Raw genomic sequence first — 13,896 nt, 5'->3', positions numbered from 1 at the left:
AAAATGTCTTTACCTTTAAATCATTTTTTGCAAGTCATGATCGACAAAAAAGGCTCTGACTTGTTTGTTTCTAGCCAACTGCCAGTCAGTGCAAAAGTAAACGGTGAATTAATACCTTTAAGCGATGAAAAACTCTCAGATGAGGATTCACTCGCTTTGGTCGAGTCAGCAATGAACGACAAACAGCGCAAAGAATTTCATGACAGTAAAGAGTGTAACTTTGCGATTGCTACTGATGAAGGTCGTTTCCGTGTTTCTGCTTTTTGGCAACGAGACAGGGCTGGAATGGTTATTCGCCGTATTGTAACACAAATTCCTGATGTGAATGAACTTGGTTTGCCATCAACGTTAACCGACGTGATTATGGCAAAACGTGGCTTAGTGCTATTTGTAGGTGGTACTGGTACGGGTAAGTCAACCTCGCTTGCTGCGCTTCTAGGTTATCGTAACCGCAATCAACGTGGTCATATTCTTACTATTGAAGATCCTATCGAATTTGTGCATGAGCACCGTAAAAGCATTATCACTCAACGTGAAGTTGGTCTTGATACAGAAAGCTTTGAATCAGCGCTGAAAAGCTCGTTGCGTCAAGCACCTGATGTGATCTTAATTGGTGAGATCCGCTCACAAGAAACCATGGAATATGCACTCAGCTTTGCCGAAACTGGTCACTTATGTGTCGCAACACTGCATGCGAACAATGCCAACCAAGCCATTGACCGTATCATGCATTTGGTGCCTAAAGAAAAGCACGATAAGTTAAAGTACGACCTTGCACTAAACCTTCGCGCCATTGTTGCTCAGCAGTTGGTGCCAACTGCCGATGGGGAAGGGCGTGTCGCTGCTATCGAAATTTTGCTTAACTCACCTATGGTGGCAGAGCTTATTAAAAAAGGCGATATCGGTTCTATTAAAGAGACTATGGCTAAATCGAAAGAAATGGGCATGCAGACCTTTGACCAAGCATTATTTGAGCTTTATAAACAGCGCCGCATTAACTATGCTGATGCGCTGCACCATGCTGACTCGCCAAATGACTTACGTTTAATGATTAAGCTACAAAACAATGAACAAAAAGGGGCTGGTTTCTTACAGGGTGTGACTATTGATGGCCTTGACGAAAAAGGTAAATCTTAGTTAAAACAAAAGGGAATTACATGCCAGCACTGTCTGTGCTGGCACTCTTTAAATACGTTGAAGGCGCCTACTCACCATAAAACTGCTCAAAAAAGCTTTCTAAAATAATCACAGCAGACATGTTATCAACATTACCTTTGCCGAGGTTTCGGTAGCCACCTTGTTCGAATAAACGCGCTTTTGCGTCTGCAGTGGTTAGTCGTTCGTCTTGCGTTTCAACCGGTATAGCAAAGTGGTTGTGTAAGCGGTTAGCGAACTTCTTAGCTTTAAAGGTAACTTCTTGATTGGTGCCATCCATATTAAGCGGTAAACCAACCACCATTAAATCGGGTTGCCACTCGTCCACTTGTTTTTTAATTAGTTGCCAATCTGGAATACCATCTTTCGCTTTTACAGCTTGTAAACTTGATGCTGTTCCTGTGAGTTCTTGACCAATGGCAATACCAATACTTTTGGTGCCAAAGTCAAAACCCATTACGGTGCGTTCACCGAGTGCCTTAAACGTTCGTTTTGTCATAGTCTTAAAAATTATAAATGTTAAGCATGGCCTGCTTCAGAGCTTAATTGACCGACATCAAAACCCAGCATCGAAACCGCTTTTTCCCAACGTTTTTCAACAGGTGTATTAAAGATGATCTCAGGGTCTGCTTTGATAATTAACCATGAATTCTCCAGCAGTTCTTGCTCTAACTGTCCTTGATCCCAACCAGCATAACCCAATGTGATAATAAATTGTTCTGGTGCTTCACTCGTTGTTAGGCTTGCTAACACATCCTTTGAAGTGGTGATCATAATATCACTGCTGAGCTTTTGACTCGCTGCATAACCAGGCTTTGGTGAGTGCAAAACAAAACCGCGATCGGTTTTTACAGGCCCGCCAGCATATACAGCTAAGCCTGCTGCTTGCTTACTTTTATCGTTATCAATTTCGATTTTATCGAGAAGCTCGCCCACGGTGATATTGATAGGCTGGTTAATTACCAAGCCCATCGCACCATCTTGGTTGTGCTCACAAATATACGTAACAGCACGCTTAAAAAAAGGGTCTTGCATGCTTGGCATTGCGATTAAGAAATGGTTCTCTAATGACTGCATAGGTCGCCCCTTTTGTTGTTTAAATTAAGTATGGCTCAGTTTTCTTTCAATGGCATCAAATAAGTGACCAGTGATTGAAATGTCATAAGCAGCTTCAATCTCTTTTACACACGTTGGCGCAGTGACATTGATTTCAGTTAAACGATCGCCAATGATATCTAGACCAACAAAAATAAGGCCTTTTTCTTTCAGTGTAGGTGCAACAGCCTCTGCAATTTTACGGTCTGAATCGCTAATTGGACGTGCTTCACCTCTACCACCTGCTGCCAAGTTACCACGCGTTTCGCCATTTTGCGGGATACGCGCTAGGCAGTACGGCATTACTTCACCATCAACCACAAGAACGCGTTTATCGCCTTGCTTGATTTCAGGGATATAATTTTGTGCCATTGCAAAACGACTACCATGCTCGGTTAATGTTTCGCAGATCACACCAATATTGGCATCATCTTCTTTAACTCTAAAGATAGAAGCACCACCCATACCATCAAGGGGTTTTAAAATAATATCTTTATGCTCAGCTAAAAATGCACGAATGTCTGCTTGGCTACGTGTTACTAAAGTATCTGGCGTATGTTCGCTAAACCAAGCCGTGAATAGCTTTTCGTTGGCATCGCGTAAGCTTTGCGGCTTATTGATAACCAGCGTACCAGCTTGCTCAGCACGCTCTAAAATATAAGTAGCGTAGATGTACTCAGTATCAAAAGGCGGATCTTTACGCATTAAAATAACGTCTAAATCAGCTAAAGCAATGGTGGCTTTTTCTTCTAATTCATACCAGTGATTAACATCATTAAATACACGGGCTTTGGCAGCTGTTGCATAGCCTTGACCTTGACGTAGAGAAAGGTCATCCATTTCCATGTAGTAAATTTCGTAACCGCGCTTTTGTGCTTCCATCATCATTGCAAAGCCAGTGTCTTTTTTAATATTAAAGCCACTAATTGGATCAGAGATTATGCCTAGCTTAATTGCCATATTTTTGCCTTAGAATCGTATGCCATACTGTGTTTTGTTACTTTGATATATGGGTATTTTTACTGTTTTCAATTCGCTAAATCGCCAAACTGCAATTGTAATGCGCTCAATACCGTCAGAGCGGCTGTTTCTGTTCGCAGAACACGTGGCCCTAAGCGGATATCAACAAAGTCTTGCTGCTTAGCAATGTTAATTTCTTCATCGGTAAATCCACCTTCAGGACCGACTAAAAAGCGTACCCCTTCACTGGGGATTTGAATCGTTTTAATACTGTGCTCAGCACGCGGGTGCAAAGTAAGTTTAATCGCATCACTTGCTTGTTCTAGCCACTCTTTTATATCGATAGGCGGGTGTACAACAGGCACAACGTTGCGGCCAGATTGTTCAGCCGCGGCAATTGCAATTTTTTGCCATTGTTGATGTTTTTTAGCAAGGCGATCGCCACTTAGTTTTACGCCACAACGTTGACTAAAAATAGGGGTGATTTCTGTAATACCAAGCTCGACTGATTTTTGAATAGTGAAATCCATTTTATCACCACGAGAAATACCTTGGCCTAAGTGAATCTTTAAAGGCGACTCAACATCATGATCAACAAATTCCAGTGGCTTAACGACCACGTTTTTTTTGCTCACTTCAATAATTTCACTGAGGTATTCACCTCCTTCACCATTAAAAATCGAGACCTTATCACCGACTTGCATGCGCAATACGCGGCCAACATGACCTGCGGCATCATCATCTAGTGCTACTGGGGTGTTTAAAGAAATCGCTGAAGGTTGGTAAATATGTGGAACTCGCATGGCTTTCACTTATCAATAAATTTAGCAATATGGTAAGTATACAGCGGCTTAGGTGCAATTATTTATTTTCTATTTAACTCTTCAGCTAATGGTAAAAGATCTGTCGTCGTTTCAGCGATAGTTGTTTGACAGGAAAGGTGATTTATATGGGCGCTGTCGGGGCAAGGCGCAAAGCTAAAACCTTGTTCTTCTTGTTTTACTAAATAACGTATTTTATGTAGGGAATTGTATATAAATTTTTGTGCATCATCCGCTAATTGGTAATCGGTTAAATTAATTAAAACACCTTTAATGTTGTGGTGTTCATGCAGGTAGCTGGCCAGTTCAGAGACACTTATTTCATTACTGAAGTCGCAATAACAGTAATCTTTTATTAATTCATCAAACATAAGTTTGACCATGTGGCGGCTATTTGCGCCTGCCACAACAAGCGTTGAGCCTTCAACGCTCGCAAAGTAATGCTCAGTAAAGGCTCGGCTAAACTCATTGTCTATATCAACTAGTAAATAATCATTAACTTTAAAGGGCATAGAGTCTCACGGTACTAAAACTTCCGTATCAAATTGAAAACATACTAATAAGTAAATAGCCTATTGCGCCAAAAACGGCAAACTCAATACACGCAATACCAATATTATCTTGATGATCAACTTCAAGAGAAGTATCTATATTAGGTAAAGAAATATACTTAATAATGTAGCTCAAAATATAAAGTAATACCCACATAGCACCGCAATGAGATACCAAAGTGAATAAGTTTTCTACCATCTTACCACTAATAAATGATGCACTGGCAAGACCAGCATAACCGGCAAGAGCAAGGCCAATAGACTTACCGGCGTAGCGGATACCGATGGAAGTATTTTCTAGATTAAAATTACTTTGTAGCGACGCACCTTGGTTAGCTTTTGCAAAACGATACTCACGGATTTTACTATCAAGGGCAAACATACCTTGCAGCACAAAAAAGCTCACTGTGGCGATCAATAAGCTGCTATAGCCTTGAGTATGGCACCAGTTATAAAGACCAAGAGCAATAATACAGTTTGCGATTAGCATGCCTGAATCGACCAAGGCGGCGCAGACATTTTGCTTTAGAATAGCGGCTTCTTCATTAAAGCGATGCAAAATCCATTTACGATGAATTAAATGGCCTATTTTTATAAAAGCAAACAACAGCACAATGAGTAAAAGTACTTTTAGCGGATTAGATTGGGCTGCACTTAAGCTAATCTCATCAAATATATAAGCGATAGTTGCTATAACGACCATGATTTCGCTGGCAAAGCTTATTCCCATGGCAAAGTTATCATGTTGCGCAAGCTCTTCTTTAAGCGCTTGTTTTGCTTTGATTTGCGTAAGAATACGTAGCAGTACTATAGTGGCGCAGATTACTGCGAAACTAATAGCAATCGCGACTAAACTAGTGTTAGATAGTGATAAATATGACATGCAGGTCCCTGCTAAATAATTCTTTGATTATCATTCTAGTACGGTTATTGGCAAGTTAAAAGAGAGTATTTAATGAGTAATTTACACGCGCTTCCAGAGTCACTTCATCAGTTAGGCCAAACCCGCTTCGCGAGCTTGTATGAGGGGGAAACTGAACAACAGAAAATTATTAACTTGTTGTCTTTAAGCGACTTTGCGTGGAACTGCTTACAATCTCAGCCAAACTTAAAAGACTGGTTACTTGATGATAAGGAGCTTGCTAACCGCGCAGTTGAAGCTCCGTTAAGTAGTACAGAAATCAATGAGCTTGACGACAATGCTGCAATGGCAAAACTGCGTTTGTATCGAGAAAAGTACTGGTTGAAAGTGGCTTTTCTTGACTTGTGCTGTGCAAACCCAATCGCTGATAGCATCGCTTATATCTCTGTGCTTGCAAATCAGCTTATCGATAGTGCCAATCAGTGGGCGTTTGCGCAGGTAGCTAAAGTTAGTGGTATGCCGCTTGATGATGACGGTAATGCAATGCAAATGTTAGTTTTAGGCATGGGTAAACTAGGTGGAGGAGAGCTTAATTACTCCTCTGACATTGATTTAATTTTTTCTTACCCTCGTGATGTTGCAACGCAAGGTGGGCGTCGCTCTATTGAAGCGCAGGTGTTTTATACCAAAGTGGCGCAAAAGCTGATTATGGCGCTTAATCAAACTACGGTAAATGGACAAGTATTTCGGGTTGATATGCGCCTGCGCCCATTTGGTGAAAGTGGGCCTTTGGTGATGAGCTTTCATGCTATGGAAGATTATTATCAAGAGCAAGGACGTGAATGGGAACGCTACGCCATGCTAAAAGGGCGATTAATCGGCACAGAAAACCGTTATTGGAATGAGTTTTATGAATTGCTACGGCCATTTGTTTATCGCCGCTATATTGATTTCTCGGTGATTGAATCGCTGCGTAAAATGAAGCAAATGATAGCTCAAGAAGTACGCCGAAAACGCCTTACAAACAATATTAAATTAGGCGCAGGGGGCATTCGAGAAGTGGAATTTGTGGTACAAGCGCTGCAAATGGTGCGAGGTGGTCGCGAAGCTAACCTGCAAACTCAGTCATTATTAGTTGCTTTAAAAGAACTGGTTAACAATCAGGTTATGTCCAACAAAGAGGCTGAATTACTTACACAAAACTATTTAGACTTGCGTCAAATTGAGCAGTACTTACAGATATTTGCTGATAAGCAAACGCAAACCCTACCTGATGACGAATTAAACCAACAACGTTTATGTTATTTGCTCAATAAAGACGATTTTAATCAGTGTTTGTCAAGTATCGAGCAGATCATGTCTCAAGTCCATAGTGAATTCGAACAGGTGATTGGTTTTGAAAGTGAAACCAGTGACCCGTGTGAAAATGAGTACATCAGCGCATGGGAAATGACGGATGTTAGCCTGATGTGTGAGCCGAACCTTGATTGGCAAGCAGCATTGGAAGATTTTAAGGCGCGTTTAACTAAGGCGAAGGTTGGTAGTCGAGGTCGTGACATTTTAGATAAATTAATGCCGCTTTTACTTAAACAATTAACGATAGCAAAAGCGAGCAGTGACGCCTTTATGATGATCTGCCAAGTATTGAATAAGATCATTTCACGAACCGCTTATCTAGAGCTGTTGTATGAAAACCCTGGAGCCTTAAATCAACTGGTTGCACTATGCTGTCATAGTAAATGGATTGGCGAACATATCTCTCGTTACCCAATTTTACTTGATGAGCTGATCGATCCTCAGGTGCTTTATAAACCGACACCTTTATCTGCTTACAAAGATGAAATTAGACAATACTTCTTGCGCATTGAGCATGGTGATCTAGAGCTGCAAATGGAAGCTCTTCGTCAGTTTAAGCAAACGCATCAACTACGCATTGCAGCGGCTGATGCAACAGGTGTACTCAGCGTGATGAAGGTAAGCGACCACCTTACAGCGCTTGCTGAGGCAATTGTAGAGCAAGCGGTCAATATTGCATGGCATGCGTGTGTTGAACGCTTTGGTCAGCCCGTTAATACGTCAGAGCAAGAAAAAGGCTTTGCGGTAATCGCCTACGGTAAAACGGGTGGCTATGAAGTTGGCTACGATTCAGACTTAGACCTTGTGTTTGTGCATAACCACGATGGCAGCAGCTATACCGATGGTGATAAGTCGATTGATTCGCGTCAGTTTTATTTAAAACTTGCACAGCGCTTAATGCATTTATTCAATACTCGCACGGCGTCTGGTATTTTATACGAGCTTGATACTCGTTTACGTCCTGAAGGGGCGTCAGGCTTACTGGCTATTAATTTAGAAAGTTACTACCACTATCAGCAAACTCAAGCATGGACTTGGGAACATCAAGCTCTCGTTCGCTCACGCATGATTTACGGTCAAGCATCATTAAAAGATCGTTTCGCGCGAATTCGTATAGATGTGTTATGCCAAACCCGTGATAACGAAAAATTAAAAACGGATGTTGTTGAGATGCGCGAAAAAATGCGCGCTCACCTTGCTAAGGGTAACGATGAGCTGTTTGATTTGAAGCAAGATAGGGGCGGTATTACAGATATTGAATTTATTACTCAGTATCTGGTGCTAAATAATGCTAAGCAACATCCAGAGCTAACGAGCTGGTCTGATAATGTACGTATACTAGCCGATGCGGCGCGTTTAGGCTGTATTAGTGAGCAAATGCAGCAAGAGTTAGTGGCTGCGTATATAGCCTATCGTTCACGTTATCATGTAATGAGTTTGAATCAGCAGGGGCGTTGTGCGCCACGTGCTGAGTTAACTCAGCATATCGACTTAGTTAGTCAGGCGTGGCTACAGGTGTTTTAGCTTTTTAAACGGCGGCAATTTTCACGTACATAAGCAGAGGGCAGCTCAGTGATCACAGCCGCTCTTTGCTTAAAACAAAAATAAGTGTAAACCTCATTTTCGAAATCATCGTTGATTGCTCGACCTACTTGATACAATGCAGAAACGAAGTTGCTATCAACTCGAAAGTGATCTTTTACTACGTAGTCTTTACTAAGATACCAATACAACACAATATCTTCATTTTTAGCATAATCAGATAATACATCTTTTAAAGTCGTGCCATTTTCAAAGCGACGAGGTTGTATATCTCCGGTCCAGTTTGGCGATGAAGGCTCAACGACTTTTTCACGCTCAAATAGTGCGACATCTAGACTAGTTTCAGGTGTCGGTAATTTAAGAACATATTTATCTCGCTCGTTATCTTTGTCATTGACCTGATTTCGAAGGGCTGAATAAAAGCGTGATAGACCTTGGGCCGCTGCATTTTGAGTATTTTTGATATTTAATACGGGACCGCTGCCAAATAAAAAATAAATAGCAGCAGCAATCAAAATGACAGCTAATGATAAATGCTTAACCCAAAACCACATTTCTAATACTCTTGTTGTTAATTAGCTTAATAAAACCATACATACAGCAAAATGTCACTCTACTTGTAATAAGAAGGTGCATTCTTATCTGGACGAGTTTTAAAGCGGCGATGTAGCCACATGTACTGCTCAGGAGCCACGTTTATTGCTTGTTCCATACGCTGGTTAACGCGTGTTACATCAGCAAGGTTATCGCCACTAGGGAAATTTTCTAAAATAGGAAGCACTTCTAGATGATAGCATCCATTCTCATCACGACGACTTGTTAAACTTACGGTTTCGCAGTTCTTACTATTGGCAAACAGCAGTGCACCTGTAGTTGTTGCTGTATCTTTTACCGCATAAAACGGTGCAAACTCGCAACGATTACGGCCATAGTCTTGATCTGGCAGGTAGTAACAAACCTTCTTGTTTTTGAGGGCTTGCAGTAGGCCTTTGACATCTTTTTTACCGATTAGATATTCATTAGAGCGTAAGCGACCATTGGTAGTAAAATACTCCATTAGAGGATTATTATGTGGGCGATAAAAACCAATACCTTGGTGCTTTAAGCCCATTACTCGACTCGCCATTTCAAGGTGTAAAATGTGTGGAACAAGAAGTAAAACGCCTTTGCCTGATTGCTGAATTTGCTGAAAATATTCTAACCCTTTTATCGATCCATACACTTTTTTAACTCGCCACTCGGGCCACCACCAAGCCATGCCGGTTTCCATCATCGCAATACCGGTATTTTCCATATTTTTACGAACTAGTTCGCGTTGTTCGTGCTCTGGCATTTCAGGAAAGCACAAACGAATATTCACCTCAGCAATATGGCGACGACGTTTCATAAAACGGTGTACTAGGCGGCCGAGCAGTTTTCCAAGCGCTAGTTGCAATTTATGTGGCAACCAAGAGATAAGATATAAAAAGAAAATGCCAACCCAAGTTAACCAGTAGCGAGGGCCCAAAAAAGACGCTTTAAACGGTGATGAACTAACCACAAAAAAATCTCTAAAAATAAAAAAGCTAGTTTAACTGTAAGTGTTTAAAAATACAAAAAGCCAGCGCTAGGCTGGCTTTGTTGGTATAAGTTTGGAAGAAATATTTAGATTTCTTTTAAACCTTGGTTAATAGCAATAAGGTCTTCACTAGTTAGTGTACCAGCAGCTTGTTTCAAGCGAAGTGTTGAAACAACATAGCGGTAACGAACATTTGCTAAGTTACTTTTTGCGTTATATAAGTTTTGCGTGCTGATCAATACGTCAACGATAGTACGTGTACCAACTTCAAAGCCTGCTTCAGTTGCTTTAAGTGCACTTTCTGCAGAAACAACAGCTTGTTGTAAGGCTTTATACGTGGCAATGTCAGACACTACTTGGTTATACGATGTAATAACCGAGCGAGTTACTGCACGTAAGCTTGCTTCTAAATCTTCACTTGCGGCAACATAAAAAGCGCGAGCTTGATCTGTTGCTGCAGTTGTAGCACCACCTGAGTAAATCGGTAGGCTAAAGTTAACGCCAATTTTAGCGCTATCTTCACGAGGTTGATGTGAGTTGCTATTTAGATCGGTTAGGCTGTCACCGTAAGAAGCACTTAATGTTAGCTTCGGATAGTGACCCGCTTTTGCTAAATCAATTTGATCTTTTGCAATATCAACCGTTACTTTAGAAACTTGCAGATTTAAGTTGTTGTCTTCAGCAATTTTGATGTACTCAGACGATTGTTTATTTGGCGCAACAGTTGAAAATGTATCTGTATTCAACATGTCTAATTTCGCGTGATATTTACCAGTGATTTCGCGAAGTTGCTCACGCGCTGTTTCAACACTGTTCTTAGCAACAATTTCTTGTGCAACAGAGTTATCATATTGAGCTTGTGCTTCGTGTACGTCAGTGATTGCTGTTAAACCTACCGCATAACGCTCTTTAGTTTGTTGCAATTGGCGCTCGATGGCACGCTTTTCTGCTTGAACAAACTCAAGGTTATCGATTGCACTTAGTACGTTGAAGTAACCCTCAGCTACACGAACGATTAGATCTTGGCGTGCAAAATCATACTGAGCGTTTGCTTGTAATGCTTGCTTATCAGCAATACCTAGCGAGTTCCAAGCGCCTAAATCAAATAGTGTTTGGTTTAGGCTAATACCACGGCTGAAAACATCAGGATCGTAATCATAACCAGCATAACCTGTAGTATCATTACCCTCATAAAGATCAGACTTGGTTGTTTCATAACCAAGGCTTAAGCCAATTTGTGGTAATAGTGCACTTAACGCGCGATCACTTTCATAAGCTTGCGCATCTGCTTGGGCTTTTGCTTTAAGTACGGTAGGATCGTTTGCTGTAGCAATCTCGTAAACTTGTAGTAAGTCTTCAGCATAACTAGCTGTTGCAGTCAGTGCGCTTGAAAACCCGATCAGCGCAGCGAGTAGAGTTTTTTTCATTGTTCGTTCAGTCCTTAGACAATTTTGTACTATCACCATGGTACTCTTTTTTAATGAATAACCAAAAAAAAATTACGTAAATCTGCATGTCCAAGTGTAACAGAATATAATTGGTCGTAATTTTTGCTTGCAGTGTAAAGGAAATAAAGGATGAAAATATCAGCAGTCTCACAATTTAACCATGATGACATAGAGTTAAAGCCAATTGAGCGTGTTTATAATGGTTTCTTTAAAATTAATATCTATCGCTTTCATCATGCCTTGTTTGCGGGTGGTAAATCAGTAGAAGTTAAACGTGAAATTTTAGAGCGCGGCCATGCTGTTGCTGTGCTTCCTTATGATCCTACGACTGATCAAGTTTTATTAATTGAACAAATTAGAATCGGGGCACTCGCATCAAAGCAGTCACCTTGGTTACTTGAGTGTATTGCAGGCATGGCTGATGGCAGTACTGATTATGAAGATGTTGCCAAACGTGAAGCATTCGAAGAAGCCGGTATTGAGCTTAACGAGCTGGAATTTATGATGTCGTATCTTTCAAGCCCCGGCGGCACCACTGAACGTTTGTATTTATATTTAGCGCGCACTGACTTAGCAGGGTATCAAGGCGGTATTTTTGGCCTTGATAATGAAGATGAAGATATCAAAACTCATGTAATGTCATATGATGAAGCTATGCTGCGCCTAGAACAGGGTGAAATAGATAATGCAGCGACAGTTATCTCATTACAGTGGTTAGCACTGAATAAGCAACGTATACTGTCTGATTGGAAAAACTCATAGGGGATTATTTTGTCGTACGTCAGTGCCCAGCAGCGTTATATTCAAAGCTTACCTAAGTACTTAACTTTGTGTGAGCATAATTACGTGCGTGCGCTGAAACTATTACCTAATGAGCGACGTGTAGGTCAGGAGCGTAAAGTGCAATTAGGGCACAGCACTTTTGCGGTTAAAGTTGACGATACAGCAAAATACACCACAGATATTTCTATCAGACAAGAAGCCGGTCATTTGCCTTCGGTTAAACCTTTGTATTTAACTGTGCGCATGTATCATGATGCGAAAGTAGCCGAAATCGTGCATCATGATTTTCATCAGCGCATCAAGCCTTCCTATGCTTACCCTAATCCGAATATGCACCAAAAAGATGAAAAATATCAGCTTAACGCCTTTTTGTATGACTGGCTGGTGGCTTGTGTTGAAAACGGCCGAGCAGTTTTAAATTGGGATGTAAATAATGGCTTGGTTTAGTGACGCCTTCCATTTTGATAAAACAGCACTGAAAGTTGCCCACATCACTGATTGCCACTTATCAAAAGACATCCATGGTGAATACTTTAGCGTGAATACGGCAGCGTATTTTTCACGCTGTTTAGAAGCGATTGCTGAATTAGATGTGGATTGTGTGGTATTTGGTGGAGATTTAACACAAGATCACAGCAACGATTCTTATCAGCTTTTTGCTAAATTAATAGCAGACTCAGCGCTCAGTTGTCCGGTGTTTTGGCTGCCGGGTAATCATGATGAACTTGCTGAATATGAAAAGCTTATAAGCCCGCAAATTTTAAACAATAAACGCATTACCTTTTTAGGTGGGCAGTTGCTGTTAGCTAACTCAAAAGGCCCGACACCGGCCGGCTGGGTAACACAAACGCATTTAGATGAGTTGAGCCAAGTGGTAGGGCAGGTTCAAAGTGTGGTGTTTTGTCATCATAACCCGTTGCCTATTCAAGCCTACCTAGATAAACATATGCTAGAAAATGGCCCGCAGTTTTTAAATACCTGCGTTAATACTGAGCAGTGTGTGGGCGTGTTCCATGGTCATGTGCATCATGAATACACGCAAACCTACCGTAATCTTAGTGTGTATGCGACACCTGCCAGTTCAATACAATTTAGCAAACACACGATGGCGTGGCAGCAAGAGGATTTAGGCCCCGCATTTCGACTCATCGACTTAACAGTTGATGAGCAACAAAGCTTACTGCTAACCACGGATGTAGTATGGCTAAACGAGTAATTTATATTCATGGCTTTAATAGCTCTGAGCAATCTTACAAAGCTGTTCGTTTTGGTGAGCACATGGCGCAATTTGATGTCGATTATCAGGTGCCGCGATTAACTCATGAGCCATTACATGCAATTTTACAATTAGAACAACTGCTAAATGATGATACTGTATTACTAGGTAGTTCATTAGGTGGTTTTTATGCGACCTATTTGTCGCAACGTTATTCAATACCCGCGGTAGTCATTAACCCTGCGGTTCGCCCATTTGAGTTACTCGGTAACTATTTAGGGGAAAATTATAACCCGTATCAAGATAGTCATTATGAACTTGGTACTCGTCACATGGATGCATTGCGCAGTTTATATTTGCCGCAATTAGACACCCCTTCATTGATTTATTTGCTACAGCAAACGGGCGATGAAGTACTGCCATTTCAGCAGGCGGTTAAATATTATTCTCAGTGTAAGCAACACGTTGAATTTGGAGGCGATCATAGTTTTATCGGCTTCGAACAAACCTTTGCAAGTATTGTAGATTTTCTTAAAATCACGTAAAACA

Annotated in this window: 15 protein-coding genes; 6 read left to right on the top strand and 9 right to left on the bottom strand. The window is 41.1% G+C overall.

All coding sequences use genetic code 11. The annotated features are described in order from the left end of the window. Positions 1-3: 3 nt before the first annotated feature. Positions 4-1,137: a PilT/PilU family type 4a pilus ATPase gene (locus JIG37_RS21250; protein ID WP_054552663.1), complete on the top strand. Its 1,134-nt coding sequence runs from the start codon at positions 4-6 to the stop codon at positions 1,135-1,137. Positions 1,138-1,204: 67 nt separating this feature from the next. Here JIG37_RS21250 and ruvX read toward each other — a convergent pair whose 3' ends face one another. The 6 genes from ruvX to JIG37_RS21220 form a co-directional block, all read right to left on the bottom strand. Next, positions 1,205-1,654: a Holliday junction resolvase RuvX gene (gene ruvX / locus JIG37_RS21245; protein WP_054552662.1), complete on the bottom strand. Its 450-nt coding sequence runs from the start codon at positions 1,652-1,654 to the stop codon at positions 1,205-1,207. A 20-nt stretch (positions 1,655-1,674) separates the two neighbouring features. Next, a complete protein-coding gene (locus JIG37_RS21240; RefSeq protein WP_054552661.1) occupies positions 1,675-2,232 on the bottom strand; it encodes a YqgE/AlgH family protein in 558 nt (185 codons plus the stop codon). Between the two features lie 24 nt (positions 2,233-2,256). After that, positions 2,257-3,210 carry a glutathione synthase gene (gene gshB, locus JIG37_RS21235; protein WP_199530221.1) on the bottom strand — a complete coding sequence of 318 codons (954 nt, stop codon included), beginning with the start codon at positions 3,208-3,210 and terminating at the stop codon, positions 2,257-2,259. Between the two features lie 68 nt (positions 3,211-3,278). Further along, positions 3,279-4,013: a 16S rRNA (uracil(1498)-N(3))-methyltransferase gene (gene rsmE, locus JIG37_RS21230; RefSeq protein WP_187490296.1), complete on the bottom strand. Its 735-nt coding sequence runs from the start codon at positions 4,011-4,013 to the stop codon at positions 3,279-3,281. A 62-nt stretch (positions 4,014-4,075) separates the two neighbouring features. Continuing rightward, a complete protein-coding gene (locus tag JIG37_RS21225) occupies positions 4,076-4,543 on the bottom strand; it encodes a hypothetical protein (RefSeq protein WP_054552658.1) in 468 nt (155 codons plus the stop codon). A 28-nt stretch (positions 4,544-4,571) separates the two neighbouring features. Next, a complete protein-coding gene (locus JIG37_RS21220) occupies positions 4,572-5,465 on the bottom strand; it encodes a hypothetical protein (protein WP_054552657.1) in 894 nt (297 codons plus the stop codon). A 72-nt stretch (positions 5,466-5,537) separates the two neighbouring features. On the opposite strand from JIG37_RS21220, the gene glnE reads away from it, so the two are divergent. Further along, the gene (gene glnE, locus JIG37_RS21215; protein WP_199530220.1) at positions 5,538-8,324 is read left to right on the top strand and encodes a bifunctional [glutamate--ammonia ligase]-adenylyl-L-tyrosine phosphorylase/[glutamate--ammonia-ligase] adenylyltransferase; all 2,787 of its coding nucleotides are present in this window, start codon (positions 5,538-5,540) and stop codon (positions 8,322-8,324) included. Here glnE and JIG37_RS21210 read toward each other — a convergent pair. The 3 genes from JIG37_RS21210 to tolC form a co-directional block, all read right to left on the bottom strand. Further along, the gene (locus tag JIG37_RS21210) at positions 8,321-8,896 is read right to left on the bottom strand and encodes a TcpQ domain-containing protein (RefSeq protein WP_199530219.1); all 576 of its coding nucleotides are present in this window, start codon (positions 8,894-8,896) and stop codon (positions 8,321-8,323) included. The two genes, glnE and JIG37_RS21210, sit on opposite strands and share 4 nt — an antisense overlap. A gap of 59 nt (positions 8,897-8,955) precedes the next feature. Then, positions 8,956-9,882: an LpxL/LpxP family Kdo(2)-lipid IV(A) lauroyl/palmitoleoyl acyltransferase gene (gene lpxL, locus JIG37_RS21205; RefSeq protein WP_054552654.1), complete on the bottom strand. Its 927-nt coding sequence runs from the start codon at positions 9,880-9,882 to the stop codon at positions 8,956-8,958. Positions 9,883-9,986: 104 nt separating this feature from the next. After that, complete coding sequence (gene tolC / locus JIG37_RS21200) at positions 9,987-11,327, bottom strand: outer membrane channel protein TolC (protein ID WP_199530218.1); 1,341 nt, start codon at positions 11,325-11,327, stop codon at positions 9,987-9,989. A gap of 150 nt (positions 11,328-11,477) precedes the next feature. Between tolC and JIG37_RS21195 the strand changes: the two genes are divergently transcribed. Genes JIG37_RS21195 through JIG37_RS21180 form a run of 4 tightly spaced genes read left to right on the top strand, consistent with a single transcriptional unit; the run spans position 11,478 to position 13,892 of the window. Continuing rightward, a complete protein-coding gene (locus JIG37_RS21195; RefSeq protein WP_199530217.1) occupies positions 11,478-12,110 on the top strand; it encodes an NUDIX domain-containing protein in 633 nt (210 codons plus the stop codon). 9 nt (positions 12,111-12,119) lie between these two features. Beyond that, positions 12,120-12,578, top strand: coding sequence for a DUF1249 domain-containing protein (locus JIG37_RS21190; protein ID WP_054552651.1), 459 nt, complete (start codon positions 12,120-12,122; stop codon positions 12,576-12,578). Continuing rightward, the gene (locus tag JIG37_RS21185; RefSeq protein WP_199530216.1) at positions 12,565-13,347 is read left to right on the top strand and encodes a metallophosphoesterase; all 783 of its coding nucleotides are present in this window, start codon (positions 12,565-12,567) and stop codon (positions 13,345-13,347) included. The genes JIG37_RS21190 and JIG37_RS21185 overlap by 14 nt, the downstream gene beginning before the upstream one ends. Next, a complete protein-coding gene (locus JIG37_RS21180) occupies positions 13,332-13,892 on the top strand; it encodes a YqiA/YcfP family alpha/beta fold hydrolase (RefSeq protein ID WP_054552649.1) in 561 nt (186 codons plus the stop codon). The genes JIG37_RS21185 and JIG37_RS21180 overlap by 16 nt, the downstream gene beginning before the upstream one ends. The last annotated feature ends 4 nt before the right edge of the window (positions 13,893-13,896 follow it).

Origin of the sequence: Pseudoalteromonas sp. bablab_jr010 (assembly GCF_016464105.1) — a bacterium.
In the GTDB taxonomy this organism is placed as follows: domain Bacteria; phylum Pseudomonadota; class Gammaproteobacteria; order Enterobacterales; family Alteromonadaceae; genus Pseudoalteromonas; species Pseudoalteromonas simplex.
The sequence above is the reverse complement of the archived record's forward strand: the minus strand, read 5'-3'. Positions and strand labels throughout refer to the sequence as shown.